The following is a 14,832-nucleotide window of genomic DNA, read 5'->3' on the forward strand; positions in this document are numbered from 1 at the left end:
TCGTCCGCATGTCCACGCCCACGTCCGCTTTGCCAGGCCGCCGCGACCGCAAACGCCTGCAGACACTGGAACATCTCGCGCGCACCGCTGCCGCGCTGTTCGAAACTCACGGTTACGAACCGGTGACCATGGAGCAGATCGCCGCCGCAGCGGACGTGGCCAAGGGCACGCTGTACAACCATTTCCCGGTGAAAGAGGCGGTGCTCGCCCATTGGCTGCATCTCGAACTGGCGGCGAATCTCGCGGCGCTGCACGCGAGGCTCGAACACACACCGGGCTTCGCCGCGGGAGCGCGGCTCGTGCTCGATCATTCCGCGAGCTGGTGCGAGGCGCACCCGGACTACCTCGCGCCTTACCTGCGGTTTCGCTTTCTCGGCATCGGCACAGAGCCTTCGCCGTCGCGGGACAGCGAGCAGCTCAGCGACATCGCCGATACCTTTGGCTGGCTCGTCCGGCGCGCGCAGGCGCAGGGCGAACTGCGCGACGATCTCGACGCGGCGCGGCTAGCCCTCGCGTTCCACCACCTCTACCTCGCCGCCATGCTGCGCTGGCTCGCCGAACCGCGCCTGAAACTGCGCAAGGAGTTTGCCGCAGCGGTCGATTTGTTCCTCCATGGCGCGGCCCTGCCCGCGCAGGCGGCCCGGGAAGCGCCCCGAAAAGCCGCGCCGAAATCGAGGAAAAAGGCCCAATGAAGCTGCTGATCGCGACCTACGGCACCGAGGGCGATGCGCGCCCGTTCGCCGCGCTGTGCCGCGGCTTGATGGACGCCGGGCACGAAGCGCGCCTGCTCGCCGACGCCGCCACGCTTGGCAGCGCCCATGCACTCGGCGTGCCGGCCACGGCGCTGGCCGGCGACATTCGCGGCATGCTGCGCCCGGACCACGCGATCGCGGGCGTCGTCGCCAAGGGCGGCGGCTTCAACGAGACCGCACGCGCGCTCGCGAAGATCGCCAACGAAAACGCGCAGTCGTGGATGCGCACCATCGTCGAGGCGGGCGAAGGTTGCGATGCGATTCTGGTTGCCGGACTGGCCGCGTTCGTGGGGCTTTCCGCGGTGGAGTATCTGGGCGCGAAAGGCATCGGCTCGGGCATGATCCCGCTCACGCCGACTGCGGCCTTCCCCTCGCCGTTCTTGCCGCCCAGGTGGGTGCCGCGCGTGCTCAACCGCGCCAGCCACGGTCTCGTGAACGGCCTGCTCTGGAAGGCGTTCCGCGACAGGACCAACGCCGCGCGCGCGATGTTCGGCCTGCCGCCGCGCAAGACGGTATGGAAAGACCACCCGATGGTGTATGGCGTCTCGCCAAACCTGTTGGGCGCGCCCGCCGACTGGCCCGCCAACGCCCATCTTTGCGGACAGTGGCTGGCGCCGAGCCCGGCATGGACGCCGCCGGTCGCGCTGGCGCGCTTTCTCGCTGCGGGAGACGCGCCCGTCTATATCGGCTTTGGCAGCATGACGGGGTTCGACAATGCGCGGCTGCTCGATGCCCTGATCGAAGCGATGCGGGGCCGGCGCGCACTCTTCTACCCGGGCTGGAGCGGCATCGATCCACAGGCGCTACCCGAAAACTTTTTCGTCGTCGGCGATACGCCGCACGACTGGCTGCTCCCGCGTACCGCCGCCGTCATTCATCACGGCGGCTCCGGTACTTCGCACTCCGCAGCACGCGCCGGGGTGCCTTCCATTGTTACGCCGTTTGCGGGCGACCAGTTCTTCTGGGCGGAGCGTCTGCGCCAGGCGGGCGTCGCCCCGCCGGCCGTCGACGGACGCAAGCCCACTGCCCGAGCGTTCGCGAACGCACTCGACTTTGCCGCCAGCGAAACGGTGCGCAGCCGCGCCCGCGCACTAGGCGAAACGATGCGTGCGGAGAACGGTGTGGCGAACGCGGTGGCCGCCCTCGAGCGCATCGTTGCGGTCGACGTGCGCGAGGGCGCCTGAAGTCAGCCGGTCAGTGAAGCCGCGATGGCCTTCCTGAACGGCATCAGTTTCGAAGCCGCGCGCAGCATGAAGTCGCGCGCCAGCTTCGCGGGCGCGCTGTTGTTCGTGTAGACGTCGGTGATGAACCGGGTCGCGAGATAGAGCGGTTTGGTCGCGCGGCGGTGCTGGGTTTCATAGCGCTGCAAAACCGAGGCAGCCCCGATGTCGAAGCCGCTCTTGTGTGCGTCGATGATTCGGTTACCTAAGGTTTCCACGCCGAGCAGCCCGAAATTGAAACCATGCGCGGTCACCGGATGCATGCCGACCGCGGCGTCGCCCACGGCCGCGAAGCGTTTGCCGACGAAGCGCTCCGGATAGACGGCCACGAGCGGATACACATGCCGCGTGCTCGCCAGCTTCATCGCGCCCAGCCTGTGCATGAAGCGATCCTCGATATGCCGCGCGAATGCGTCGGGCGCAAGCGCCGCGATCTCGCTGACCTGGCCCACGGGCAGCGTGAGCACGACCGACGACTGATGCGCGTTCGTCGAGCGCTCCGCGTTCATGGGCAGCAACGCGAGCGTCTGACCGTAGCCGAACCATTCCCACGCGGCGTGCTCGTGAGGCGCTTCATGCGTCATGCGGCAAACCAGCATCGCTTTGCCGAAATCGTGCATGCTGGCGGCAATGCCCATCATCTTGCGCGTGGACGAGAAGCGGCTGTCCGCCGCGACGATCAACTTCGCCGAGAGCGTTTCGCCGCTCTCCAATGTCACGCTCGCCTGATCCTCACCGGCGTTCACTGCGCTGACCTGTTGCGCCGCCAGCAGCGTCACGTCGCCATGCTCCGCCGTGCTTTGCCGCAGCGCCTCGTACGCGGCCTTGCGAATCAGGTGATTGGAAACGAGCCAGCCCAGCTCCGTGTGGCCGCTCAGGTCGTGTCCGATTTCGAGCGCCCCCGGCGAGGGACCATTGAACACCCTCGCGCTGCGCAGCGGCGCACGCGCGTGCGGGTCGATGAGATCCCAAAGCCCGAACCTGCGCATCGCGCGCACCGACTTTTGGGTCAGCGCGATCTCGCGCCCGTCGAACTGCGGCTCGTTGATGTCGGCGAGGCGCTGCTGCTCGACGACGACGATCTTGAGGCCAACGCCACTGAGCGAGCGCGCGAGACACAGCCCCACCGGCCCGGCGCCCACGATTACGATATCTGCTTGCATGAATCGAACGATTGGAATGTGACTCAGACGGCCTGATCGGCTTGATCGACTTGATCGGCTTGATCGGCTTGATCGACTTGATCGACTTGATCGACTTGATCGGCTTGATCGGCTTGATCGACCTTCGCGATGCCGCGTTCGCGCAGGGCTTCGACCATGAGCGCGTCCATCGACTTCACGTGCCAGGCGAACCATTCGCGCAGTTCGCCCACCAGTTGCCGCCCCGTGTCGAAGCGCCCCTCGTCGGCAACTTGCCTGCGCACCTCGCCTGCCACGTTCAGCACGTGCCGATGCTGGCCCGCATGGCAATGGCGCGGACCGAAGTTCATTTCCTCCATCCACGCTTCTTCCTGTGCGAAATGCTGCTTCGTATGCGCCGCCCACGCGTCGAACGCGCCGAGCCACGTTTCGTCGCTCGCACGCGCCAGCGCGTCGAGCAGCGCGACGAACTCGGCATGCATCGTATCGGTCATGAGTTCGCCCAGTTGCAGATCGGGCGCGAGAGTTGGCGAGGGGCGCGGCGCGGGTGAGGTCATGAGGGAAAGTGACGGCGTACACGAACGGTCTGAAAAGCCCTCTCGGGCAATTTTTCAAGATACCGGGGCACATGAGATTGCGCGCTGATTTTTAGCAAACGTCGCACGATCGGTCACTGAGGCCGATGGACGCGGCATAAGCACATGCAGGCGAAGCGATCAGACGAAAAGAAACATCGATGCCGGCGCAGCGCGGGGAGCGCGGGCCGCAAACGTGGAAGGATGCGAGGAAAGGTGCCGCAGACGCGAAAATACGCAGCCGCGCGGCGCGCGGCTCAAACCAGTTCGGCGAGATTGACGAGGGCGCGGTCGCCGTCGGATTGTGCTTCGTTTTCGGCGCGGAACGTCTTTTCGCTGTACGCGATGACCTTGAACCCGCCGCCTGCCGAACGCTCTATGGTGATACCCCAGTGCCAGCCGCCCTCCTGTTCGAATACGTGCAGCCTCGGACTCGATGGTTGGCTCGGCGATTGAAAAATATTCATTTGAAGCCTCCCGTGGTGGGAATATCGTCTCGGACGATTGCCTGGATAAGAATCAGTCTAAAAACCTCCTTGCTGCGACGCAATACGGAATTACGTGGACGTGAGAACCCTGAGACGTTGCGCATCATTCGAGCGTTACCCTGGTTATTATTCGACGCCTGGCAAATACAAATGCCGCCAGCCACGCTCCCATTCAAACTGCGAGACAGCGAGAGCCCGATGACTACCGTAACGAATGCCGTGACACATTCCGCGTCCCCGTATCAGCTCGATCTTTCGCGGCATGCTCGCCGCGCACTGCTGGAAGGACCCACGCCGATCCAGCCATTGCCGCGGCTAAGCCACGAACTTGGGGGCGTGAATGTCTATGTCAAGCGCGACGATCTCACTGGCCTCGGCGGCGGCGGCAACAAGCTGCGCAAGCTGGAGTTCCTGGTGGGCGAAGCGCTGGCTGCGGGCGCGGACACCATCGTCACCGTGGGCGCGCGCCAGTCGAACCATGCGCGCTTGACGGCAGCTGCGGCTGCGCAAGCGGGCCTGCAGTGCGAACTCGTGCTCACGCGGGCCGTGCCGCGCGACGACTTCGAGTATCTGGAGAACGGCAACATCCTGCTCGACGACCTGCTCGGCGCACGCGTGCACGACCTGCCCGGCACGGCCAATGCCCAGGAGTTCGCCCAGGCGCGCGCCGACGAGCTGCGCGCCCAGGGCCGCAAGGTCTACGTGTGCCCGCTGGGCGGGTCGAGCCCGGTGGGATGTCTGGGGTACGCGGCGTGCGCCGCCGAAATCATGACGCAGGCCCATGCACAGGGCTTGAGCTTCGCGCGCATCGTCGTGCCCAACGGCAGCGGCGGCATGCACGCAGGGCTCGCCGCCGGCTTCGCGGCGCTGGGCCTCGACCCGGGCCTCGTGCTTGCGTACACCGTGCTGGCGAAGGCCGAGCAGGCGCACGCCGCCACGCTCGAAAAGGCCGGCAAGACGCTCGAGCTGATCGATCCGGCGCGGCGCATCGAGGGCCGCTCGATCGTGATCGACGAAGCCCAGCTCGGCGACGGCTACGGCATTCCAACCGACGCGATGCGCGAGGCCGTGCGGCTCGTCGCTTCGAAAGAAGGCCTGCTGATCGACCCCGTGTACGGCGGCAAGGCATTCGCCGGTCTCGTGCAAGCCGCACGATCGGGACGCCTTGCGCGCGGCGAGAACGTCCTCTTCGTCATGACCGGCGGCTTGCCGGGCCTGTTCGCGTATCGCAGTGCGTTTTGAGGCGCCGCGCGGCGCATTCCAGAACCGTAGAAATGAAACACGAGGGAGTCCACGATGACCGATGACGAACGCGCCATTCGCGAGCTGGTGCAAACCTGGATGGAAGCGAGCCGCGCCGGCGACACCGCCAAAGTGCTGAGCCTGATGACCGACGACGTGGTATTCACGGTGCCCGGCCAGGAGCCGTTCGGCAAGGCCGAGTTCGCCGCGGCTTCGCAAGCGCAGCAGGACATGCGCATAGAAGGCACGGCCGAGATCGTGGAACTGCAGGTACTGGGCGATTGGGCCTTTCTACGCAATCGCATCGACATTTCCATTACGCCGCCGGGCGCGGCCCAGCCCATGCGGCGTGCGGGCTACACGCTCACGCTGGTGCGCAAGGATGCGAGCGGACGCTGGCTGCTCGCGCGCGACGCCAATCTCGTCGCACCGAAGACATAAATCCTCCGCCGCGAACGCGGCCGGCGCCGCGACAACCCACGATTCGACCGCCGCGCCCCAGGCCGCCAGCGGTGTGGGGCGCACCCGCTTGCTTTCAGCACTGAAAGAGAACAGCCCCGCGCGACAGGCCTCGCCGCGTTACGCCCCTTTTTCGAATCAGAAAACCTTATCGATTCCTTCAGTTTATTGAGTTTCCCTTAATCGTTCGGTTGCGGCAAAGTGACGCTCATACGCTCGGAGCCACTCCTTGAACCAACGCATCGATCCCTCCCTACTTGCTGCGCCCGACCTGTCGTACGCGACGTTGCACTCGGGCATTGCCCTGCCGTTCCTCGAGCGCGGCGAAGGCGAGCCGCTGCTGTTCGTCCACGGATCGCTCTGTGATTACCGCTACTGGACGCCGCAACTCAACGGCCTGTCGGAGCATTTCCGCTGCATCGCGCCGAGCCTGAGCCATTACTGGCCCGCGGCGGACGCCTGCATCCAGGGCGATTTCGGCTGGGAGAGCCACGTCACCGAGCTGGCCGATTTCATCACCGCGCTCGGTCTCGAATCGGTGCACCTCGTGGGCCATTCGCGGGGCGGCTGCGTGGCGTGGCATCTGGCGCGCCGCTATCCGCGCCTCGTGCGCACGCTGGTGCTGGCCGACCCGGGCGGCCCGCTCTCGCGCGTGGACGACGACGAAGCCGCGCTGCCTCCCGCCACCAACGCGCTGCGCACGCGCGCCGCCGACCTGATCCACGCCGGTGAAGTCGAAGCAGGGCTCGAGTTGTTCGTCGACTCCGTGAGCGTGCCGGGCGCCTGGAAGAAAGGCTCGGCGGCGTTTCGCCAGATGGCCATCGCGAACGCCACGACGCTGCCCAAGCAGTTGCAGGACCCGCTGCCGCCTTACGCGCCGCGCGCCGCCGGCGAGATCAAGTGCCGCACGCTGCTGATCGACGGCCAGCGCAGCCCGCTCATGTTCCGCAACAACGTCGAAGCGCTGGACGAGTGGATCGCATTCGCGCGCCGCGTCACGATCAAGGGCGCCACGCACGGCATGAACGGCACGCACCCCGACCTCTTCAACACGCACGTCCATACCTTCATCACGCAAGGTTGAGACTTCAGTCACGGCCCGGTTGATATGTCGCCTGTGGTCGAGGCGACTCAACCGTTGGCCGCAGTTCCAGCCGCACCGGCATGCGGTTCGGCACCATCGCGAACGCCGTGATTTCCTCGATCGTCGCGGGATCGACGGCCAGCTTCACCTTGAAGCGGTTCATCAGCGTGGAGAGCACGAGGCGCATTTCCATGGCCGCCAGATGCCGCCCCGGACACACGCGCGGCCCCGCGCCGAACTGCACCCACGCGCGCGGATCGTGCACACGCGCGTCAGTCGCGCAAGCCGCGTTGCCGCGCAGCCAGCGGTCAGGATCGAAGCGCCCGGGCTGCGAATAGTGGCGCGCGTCGAGCATGGGCGGGCGCGTGAGGAAGAACATCTTCGAACCGGCGGGCAACGCGACGTCGCCCACCTGCACGGGCTCCACGGGCTCGAACGCCATGATCGCGGCCACCGGACGAAAGCGCAGCGTTTCGTTGCACACCGCTTCGAAGAGGTCGAGATCCTTCACGAAGCCGTAGTCCGGACACACCGAGTGTGGGCCCAGCACCGCATGCGCATCGCTGGCGAGGCGCTGCTGCAGCGGTTCGTCGGCGCAGAGATAGTAGAGCGACCACGCCAGCGCGTTGGCCGTGGTGTCCTCGCCCGCCAGCAGCAGCGTGAGCACGTTGGCGGCGATGATGTCGTCGGTCACGTCGGAGCCCGGCGCATCGCGCAGCGCAAGCATCGCTTCGAGCAGATGGCGCGGCGCATCGGACGGCTCGTCGCGCATGCGCTCGCGCGAACGCGCCATCATGCCGCGTATCGTGCGATGCACTTCGGCGAGCGCCCGGTCCGTGCGGCGGTCGCGCGGCAAACGCAGATAGCGCCAGTACGGGAACGGCGCGTTCACGCGGTGCATGAGCGTCGGGAAAATCTGCGCGAGATGCTCCTGAATCACGCCGCGCTCCTGCTCGAGCGTGCGCGGGTCCTCGCCGAATGCGAGCGCGCTCGTCACATCCACCGTGTAACGCTTGAGGTCGTCGGTCATCTCGACCACCCCGCCACGCTCGGCCGCGCGTTGCCAGCGGTCGTGCAGACGCGCTGTGATCGCTTGCAGCGTGGGATAGAACGCGCGGAGGTGCGGGATGGAAAGCGCCTGCATGACGAGCCGGCGCTGCGGCTCCCACGCCGCGCCTTCAGCGGAGAACACGCCGTTGCAGCCAATTTCGGCGAGCACGGGTTCGAGCGACGCGTAACGCCGGTAGCGATGCGGACGCTCGCGCATCACGCTCTGGCTCAGCTCCGCGTCGCTCCAGACCGTGACCGGCATGCCGCAGATCTGGAAGCGATACGGCGTGCCGAGTTCCTCGGCCCACTGTTCGAGCACGCGATGCAGTTTCGGCGCGTTCAGCTGATGCAGATTGCCAATGAACGGCAAGCCGCGCGGGCAGGGCAGGTCGCGCACCTGGCGCAGGCGCTGGGCGGAGGAGGCGGCGGCGGCCATGGCGCGACGGCGGGGTGGCGATGCTCAGTCGAGCGACATGCCCAGTTCGGCGGCCATGCGCGCGACGAGCGTTTGCAGGCGTGCAACTTCGTCGGCGAGACGCTGCTGTTCGGCGCGCACCGCCTCGAAATCCGCGAGCGAGACACTCTCGCCGGCCTCCTCGCGCGCGCCGGGCGCGATGGACCCCGCGGCAACGAAACTCGCCGTGTTGACCTCGCCGCACAGCAAATGCATCCATCGGCTTTCGCGTTCGCCCGGCGCGCGCGGCAGCTTCACGACGAGCGGCGGCTCGCGTTCGGCCAGCTCTTCGAGGAAGCCTTCGACCGACGAGACATCGGCGAACCCGTGCAGGCGCGACGAGTTCAGGCGCAATTCCGCCGCCGTTTGCGCGCCGCGCAGCAGCAGCACGGTCAGCAGCGCCACGGCCTGGCTCGGCACGCCGAGCACGCGGTTCAGGTTGTGCTCGAAGCGCGGCACGCGGCTGCTGCTGCCTTCGAACACGAGGCTCAGCAGCTTGAGGTCTTCGATGGCAGCCAGCACTTCGGCTTCGCTCACGTTCATGACCGGCGTGCGCGCGGTCTTCTGGTTGCAGCCGAGCGTGAGCGCGTTGAGCGAGAGCGGATAGGTATCGGGCACCGTGTGCTGCTTTTCGACCAGCACGCCGACGATACGCGCCTCGATCGGCGAGAGCGCGCGCAAGGCGCGCGGCGAGGAAGCATCGGCAGGAGAATTCATGGGCAGATCAGTCCGCTGTATTTCAGTTGGAATCAGGCGTTCGATCATACGCGCGCCGGGCTTCCTGCAGAAGTCACCTGCCGTTCAGCCCGCGATCAGCTTGAGCCCCGCCGGCAGCGCCTCGCCGAACACCCGGCCCGTGTCCGCCGTGTCGAGCGCGACGACTTCGCGCACCATCGTGACCCACCCAGGCGGCGCGTTCGCCGACTCCATGCGGCGCACCACGGTCTCGCGCAACTCGGCGGGCAGGTCGCGCGAACGGTCGCCCGTCATGCGCGCGATTTGCGCGGCGGCGAACATCGCCGGTTCGATCTTTTTCCAGTCGAGCGCGAGAATCGCGTCGAGCCAGAGCGCGGCGGTTTGCGGCGGCACCACGCCGTGCGCGCTGCCGTAGAACGGCTGGCGCGCGCCGATGCGGCCCACGGCCCACCACGTCTGATGATTCTCGGAAGGCTTCTGGAGCCGCTGCAACAGCCGCTCGCCGATCTCGACCTTGCGCTCGGCCGCAATCTGTTCGAGCGACGCATAGAGCCGGATCATGTCCGCAGCGCCAAGCTTCGAAGGGTCGAAGGGCAGCTTGTGGCGCTTCGAGCCGGCCGCCTCTTCGAGGTACGTCATCGCCTCCAGCACCTCGTGCTGCTGCGCCTCGTTCAGACCACCGGCCGCGCGCCGCCAGAGCGTCCACCATTCCGACCACACCTGGCCTTCATTGACGAACTGGATGCCGTCGTCGAAGAGCGACCAGAGTTGCTCGACGCGCCATTCGTCCAGCGGATAGCCGAAGCCCGGACGCAGACAAAAGCCGGCGAGATTGAGCCACAGGCGTTCGTGATCGGCGGAGCGCCGGCGCTTGCCCGCGCGTTCCCAGAGCGCGCCGAACAGCTCGCGCAGTAGCGGGCCGTCCCAGTTCTGGCGCGGCCCGAGCCGCACTTCGAGATGCGCGCGCAAGCGCTTCACTTCCTTCGCGTCGACCTTGACGGAGCGAGCGCCGAACACGCGTTCGATCGCCTCGATCGCTTCGTCGAGGCCCGCATGGCGCGACTCGCCGCTTGCCGCGCCTGCGCCGCCTTCGTGCTCCGCGCGGCGCAGCGCGAATTCGAGCAGCCAGCGCTGCGAGGCGTCGTCGGTGGCGATGCAGTGCATCTCCAGCGTGCCGACTTCGGTGAGCGCGGTCGTGAGCTTGACGGGGCGCTCGCGCGCCGTCTTTGCATCGCCGCCTGCTGGCACCACGGTTGCGAGCGGCGGCAGGCGCACGAAGTCGCCCGCCGCGAGGTCGGCCAGTTCGCCGGGTTGCCATGCGGTGTCGGCCACCGTCGATGCGAGGTGGAACTGCACCGGCTGGCCCAGTTGCAATGCGAACGTGCGGTCGTCCAGATGCAGCTCGTGGCCTTCCTCCGTGCCGCGCGGCAGGACGCACACGCCGCGCGGTGCGGCATCGGCTGCCGCGCCTTCGTCGAGCACGAGAAAGTAGCTGCGCGGCGAGCCGCCGCCAATACGCGGCGCGTTGCCTGCCCGAGCAAGCGCATAGGCGACCGCGCCGCGTGCGACGGCCACGTCGGGCTGATCGTTTTGCAGCACGTTGAGCGGCTCGCCGCGCCAGGTGCCGAGCGTATCGGCCAGACGCTGCGCGAGCGAGCGGGCGCGGAACACGCCGCCGTTGAGCAGCAGCGCGTCGGGCATGGGCAGCGCGGTTGCCGGTTCAACGGCCGCGCCGGAAGAACCCAGCGCGTCGCGCGACTGCGCCGCGAAGCGCTGCAAGAACGCCGCGATATGGCGCGTGATGCCAGGATCGGCGGCATAGGGCAAGCCGAACTCGACGATCGCCGCGCGCGAGCGGCGCGGCAGGTCGCTGGCCGTGCCCATCGGGAAAAAGCCGTCCACCACGATCTGCGCGACTTCCTCGCGGCCGAGCTGCGTGGTGCGCGCGCCGCCCACGAGCCGCGCGCCCGCGCCGAGCAGCGTGATCGGCACGGACTCGGGCGCGCTCGCGTCGAGCAACTGCTCCTTCGCGACGCGACAGCGCTCCACGAGCTGCGAAAGGCTCGCCGCGCTCAGACGCGTTTGCGCGTTCGCGAGCCGGCTTTCGGCCAGATGCGCGAGCGCGAGATCCATGTTGTCGCCGCCGAGCATCAGATGATTGCCCACGCCAATGCGTGTGAGCTGCGGCTCGCCGCCCTCGAACTGCACCTTGATGAGCGTGAGGTCGGTCGTGCCGCCGCCCACGTCGCACACGAGCACGAGGCGCGACGCGCCCAGCTCCGCGTCGAGCGTCGCGCGATGGTGATACAGCCAGTCGTAGAACGCGGCCTGCGGTTCTTCGAGCAGGCGCAGCGCCGGCAATTTCGCCATGCGCGCCGCTTCGAGCGTGAGCGCACGCGCGCCGTCGTCGAACGAGGCGGGCACGGTGAGCACCACGTCCTGATCTTCGAGCGGCGCATGCGGGAAACGATGGTTCCATGCGGCGCGCACGTGCGCGAGATAGCTCGCGCTCGCGGTCACCGGCGAAACCTTGGCGACGTCGTCGGGCGCGCCCCACGGCAGGATCGGCGCGAGGCGGTCCACCGCGGCATGCGAGAGCCAGCTTTTCGCGCTCGCCACGAGCCGGCCGGGCACCTGCGCGCCGAGCGTGCGCGCGAGACGGCCGATGACAGCGTCGTCGCCGGGCGTCGGCGCGCGCCACGGCAAGCGCAGATCGCCTGCCGCAAGCTCGCCCGCCGCCGGGTGATAACGCGCGGAAGGCAGCATCTTTTCCGCGCCCACTTCGCCGAGGCCGGTGAGCTGCTCGACGTCGAACACGCGGATGGCGTCGCTACCTGCCTCCACGTACGCCACGACGGTATTGCTCGTCCCCAGGTCGATGCCGACGACGTATGGCTTCATCGGGCTCAGTCGCCTGCTCCGCCACGCACGTCGAACTCGACCTTCCAGCGCTCGTTCGTGCCGCTCGGCATGGCTTCGAGCTCGAGCGTGCCCGCTTCCGTCACGCGCGCGTGCAGCTTCACGGGCACGACTTCGCCGGGCGTACGGCCTTCGGTCGGCAGCGTGGCCTGGATTTCCTCCAGCTCCTGCAATTCCTCGGGCGACCAGTAGTCGAGCATCGTGCCGACCTGATCCAGACGGCGCACCGACGAGCCGAAGAAACGGAAGTGCACGGGCTCGCCTACGACGAGGCCGAACTCCTGCGGCGGCAGCGCCGCCTCGGTGCCCTCTTCCATCCCGAACGGCGCGACGCAGAGGGCCGACACCGGCGGCTCGAGCCCCGGCACCGCCGGCATGGCCGATTCGACGGCCACGTAATACGCGCGCGCCGTGCCGCCGCGAATGCGCACGCCCTTGCCGCGCTTCACGTAGCCGTAATAGGCCGCGCCGCGCGCCACCGCGAGGTCGAGATCGGCACCGCCGAGCAGGCGCGCGGGGGCCGCGCCCTCGGCCGCGAGCCAGCCGTTGAGGATATCGAGCACGCGTTGCGAGAGCAGCGCCGACTTGAACACGCCGCCGTTGAACAGGACCGCCGTGGGATGCAGGAAGGTCGCGCCTGCGGGCGGCGCGCCAAAGCCTTCGAGTTCCGCGAGCGCCTGCACCTGGCGGCCGAGGAAGGCCGCGAGATGGCGCGTGACGCCCGCGTCCTGCGCGTACGGCAGGCCAAGCTGCGTGAGACCCACGCGCGTACGCACGGCGGGACGCGCGGCGGCGTCCACCTGCGGGAAGAAGCCTTCGAGAATGATCTGCGTGAGTTCGGTGCGCGTGAGTTCCGTGCGGATCGAACCGCCGATCAGCTTCGAGCCGCGGCTCGGCACGACGATCGGCACCGTATCGACAGAGGCGTCGCTGAGCAGCGTTTCCTTGGCCGAGCGGCACGCATAGGTCAGCGCGCGCAGCTGCCACGGATCGGCCTGCGTGCCCTGGGTCGCGAGCTTGCGCGCGACCACGTGCGCGAGCGCGAGGTCCATGTTGTCGCCGCCGAGCAGGATGTGCTCGCCCACGGCCACGCGGTGCAGTTCGAGATTGCCTTCGCGCTCGACCACGGCGATCAGCGAAAGGTCAGTCGTGCCGCCGCCCACGTCCACGACGAGGATGATGTCGCCGACCTTCACGTCCTTGCGCCACGCGCCGCCGCTTTTCTGGATCCAGCTATAGAGGGCCGCCTGCGGCTCTTCCAGCAGCGTCATGTTGGCGTAGCCCGCCGCCTGCGCGGCCTCGGCCGTCAGCTCGCGCGCGGCCGGGTCGAACGAGGCCGGAATCGTGACGGTGATCTCCTGCTCGCGGAACGGCGCCTCGGGGTGCGCGTGGTCCCAGGCCTCGCGCAGGTGCGTGAGATAGCGCACCGAGCTTTCGAGCGGCGACACGCGCGTGACTTCGGGCGGCACGTCGTTGGGCAGAATGGCCGCGCGGCGATCCACGCCGGGGTGGCACAACCAGCTCTTCGCGCTCGACACGAGGCGGATCGGCGTGCCCGCGCCACGGCTGCGCGCAAGCTCGCCGACGGCGTACTCGCGCGTGGTCGTCCACGGCAGCGTGAGGTCGCCCGGCGTCAGCTCGCCTTCATGCGGTAAATAGAGAAACGAAGGCAGCAGGTCGGGCGATTCCAGCGTGCCCGGCGCCGTGAGCTGGGTCACATTCAGCACACCCTGCTGGGTCTTTTCGCCATCGCTGGCGCTGAGGTCGACGTAGGACAGCGCACAATGCGTCGTGCCCAGGTCGACGCCAATCGAATAACGCGGATCGCTCACAGCTCCACCTCCGCCGGCGCGATGATGCGCGCGTCGTGCGTCTTGACGAGTTGCGGCAGCTTGACCTCCTCGACGCGCCAGCCGCGATGCGTAAGGCTGCCGCTGAACGGCGCCTCGCCCACCACGTTGCCGGTGAGACGCACGGCGGCGGCGTCGAAGCCGGCCGGCAGCGTCACGCGCGAGCCTTCGGACTCGCTGCGCACCGGGCGGATCGCGAAGTGGTCGCGCAGCGTGGCGCGGCAGCCTTCGTGGACGATGCGGGCGGCGGCGCCGATATCCGCATCGGCATAGCCGGCAATGTCTTCCTCGACGAAATCGACGAAGCGCGCGTTGCGCTGGAGCAGGCCGAGCAACTGGAGTGCGGCGTCGGGCGTGGCTTCCTTGACGACGGTGGGCGCGGGCGCGGGTGCCGGCTTCGCGACCGGAGCGGCGGCGGGCGCAGGCGCAGCGGCGGCGGGTGCAAACCCGCCTTCACGCAGACGGCGCACGTTGGCGGCGAGCTCGCCGTCGCCGAGGATCGCGAAGAACGATCCCAGCGCGACCGAAAGGCGGCCGAAGAAAGACAGATTCGATTCGGGCATGTAGACGACTCCAATATCGCTTGAGGGCTCGCAGACAAGGCGAGCCGACCTGCCGGGCTCGCAACGAGGCCCGATCAATGCCTGGAAGGAGGCGGCCGGCAGGGGAAACTCGAGCCCGGCACGGGCTCAAAACCCGTATTTTGCCTTGTCGCGGGCGCAAGCCGGTCAAAATGCGGATTTGGCGAGGGAATGGCGGGCCCGGCGGCGGGCGCAGGGCGTTGGCGGCGGGCGGGCGGCGCGGCTGAACCTCGGCGGTCAGTGGCTGAACGCTGCGGCCCTAAAAAGGCGCGACAAGGCGGATGAAATGGGGCGCGAATTGGACGACAGGCGGCGCGGGC

Annotated in this window: 13 protein-coding genes; 5 read left to right on the forward strand and 8 right to left on the reverse strand. The window is 68.0% G+C overall.

What is annotated here, in order from left to right; translation table 11 throughout:
- The first annotated feature begins 8 nt into the window (after nt 1-8).
- Both AB4Y35_RS25965 and AB4Y35_RS25970 read left to right on the forward strand, forming a co-directional pair.
- Nucleotides 9-692, forward strand: a complete 684-nt coding sequence (locus AB4Y35_RS25965; protein ID WP_368706578.1) for a TetR/AcrR family transcriptional regulator — start codon at nt 9-11, stop codon at nt 690-692.
- The gene (locus AB4Y35_RS25970) at nt 689-1,936 is read left to right on the forward strand and encodes a glycosyltransferase (RefSeq protein ID WP_368706579.1); all 1,248 of its coding nucleotides are present in this window, start codon (nt 689-691) and stop codon (nt 1,934-1,936) included. The genes AB4Y35_RS25965 and AB4Y35_RS25970 overlap by 4 nt, the downstream gene beginning before the upstream one ends.
- A 2-nt stretch (nt 1,937-1,938) precedes the next feature.
- Here the strand turns inward: AB4Y35_RS25970 and ubiM are convergent, their stop codons facing one another.
- From ubiM to AB4Y35_RS25985, 3 genes are all read right to left on the reverse strand, one after another.
- Entirely contained in the window at nt 1,939-3,135 is a 1,197-nt protein-coding gene (gene ubiM / locus AB4Y35_RS25975; protein WP_368706580.1) for a 5-demethoxyubiquinol-8 5-hydroxylase UbiM, read from the reverse strand.
- A 23-nt stretch (nt 3,136-3,158) separates the two neighbouring features.
- On the reverse strand, nt 3,159-3,671 hold the full coding sequence (locus tag AB4Y35_RS25980; RefSeq protein WP_368706581.1) for a hemerythrin domain-containing protein: 513 nt from the start codon (nt 3,669-3,671) through the stop codon (nt 3,159-3,161).
- Nucleotides 3,672-3,946: 275 nt separating this feature from the next.
- Nucleotides 3,947-4,156: a hypothetical protein gene (locus AB4Y35_RS25985; RefSeq protein WP_035514678.1), complete on the reverse strand. Its 210-nt coding sequence runs from the start codon at nt 4,154-4,156 to the stop codon at nt 3,947-3,949.
- A 219-nt stretch (nt 4,157-4,375) separates the two neighbouring features.
- Here AB4Y35_RS25985 and AB4Y35_RS25990 point away from each other — a divergent pair, with 219 nt between their 5' ends.
- The 3 genes from AB4Y35_RS25990 to AB4Y35_RS26000 all read left to right on the forward strand — a co-directional run bounded on the left by AB4Y35_RS25990 (nt 4,376) and on the right by AB4Y35_RS26000 (nt 6,962).
- Nucleotides 4,376-5,419, forward strand: a complete 1,044-nt coding sequence (locus AB4Y35_RS25990; RefSeq protein ID WP_368706582.1) for a D-cysteine desulfhydrase family protein — start codon at nt 4,376-4,378, stop codon at nt 5,417-5,419.
- Nucleotides 5,420-5,473: 54 nt separating this feature from the next.
- Nucleotides 5,474-5,860: an SgcJ/EcaC family oxidoreductase gene (locus tag AB4Y35_RS25995; protein ID WP_368688884.1), complete on the forward strand. Its 387-nt coding sequence runs from the start codon at nt 5,474-5,476 to the stop codon at nt 5,858-5,860.
- Nucleotides 5,861-6,107: 247 nt separating this feature from the next.
- Nucleotides 6,108-6,962 (forward strand): alpha/beta fold hydrolase, encoded by an 855-nt coding sequence (locus tag AB4Y35_RS26000; protein ID WP_368706583.1) that lies wholly within the window; start codon nt 6,108-6,110, stop codon nt 6,960-6,962.
- A gap of 4 nt (nt 6,963-6,966) precedes the next feature.
- Here the strand turns inward: AB4Y35_RS26000 and AB4Y35_RS26005 are convergent, their stop codons facing one another.
- The 5 genes from AB4Y35_RS26005 to AB4Y35_RS26025 form a co-directional block, all read right to left on the reverse strand.
- Nucleotides 6,967-8,448, reverse strand: coding sequence for a cytochrome P450 (locus AB4Y35_RS26005; RefSeq protein WP_368706584.1), 1,482 nt, complete (start codon nt 8,446-8,448; stop codon nt 6,967-6,969).
- A 24-nt stretch (nt 8,449-8,472) separates the two neighbouring features.
- Nucleotides 8,473-9,183: a YceH family protein gene (locus AB4Y35_RS26010; protein WP_368706585.1), complete on the reverse strand. Its 711-nt coding sequence runs from the start codon at nt 9,181-9,183 to the stop codon at nt 8,473-8,475.
- Between the two features lie 84 nt (nt 9,184-9,267).
- Nucleotides 9,268-12,063 carry an Hsp70 family protein gene (locus tag AB4Y35_RS26015; protein ID WP_368706586.1) on the reverse strand — a complete coding sequence of 932 codons (2,796 nt, stop codon included), beginning with the start codon at nt 12,061-12,063 and terminating at the stop codon, nt 9,268-9,270.
- Between the two features lie 5 nt (nt 12,064-12,068).
- Nucleotides 12,069-13,913 (reverse strand): Hsp70 family protein, encoded by a 1,845-nt coding sequence (locus AB4Y35_RS26020; RefSeq protein ID WP_368706587.1) that lies wholly within the window; start codon nt 13,911-13,913, stop codon nt 12,069-12,071.
- The gene (locus AB4Y35_RS26025) at nt 13,910-14,494 is read right to left on the reverse strand and encodes a DUF2760 domain-containing protein (RefSeq protein WP_368706588.1); all 585 of its coding nucleotides are present in this window, start codon (nt 14,492-14,494) and stop codon (nt 13,910-13,912) included. The genes AB4Y35_RS26020 and AB4Y35_RS26025 overlap by 4 nt, the downstream gene beginning before the upstream one ends.
- Nucleotides 14,495-14,832 lie beyond the last annotated feature (338 nt).

It is taken from the genome of Paraburkholderia sp. EG286A (assembly GCF_040965375.1).
Taxonomy (GTDB): Bacteria; Pseudomonadota; Gammaproteobacteria; order Burkholderiales; family Burkholderiaceae; genus Paraburkholderia.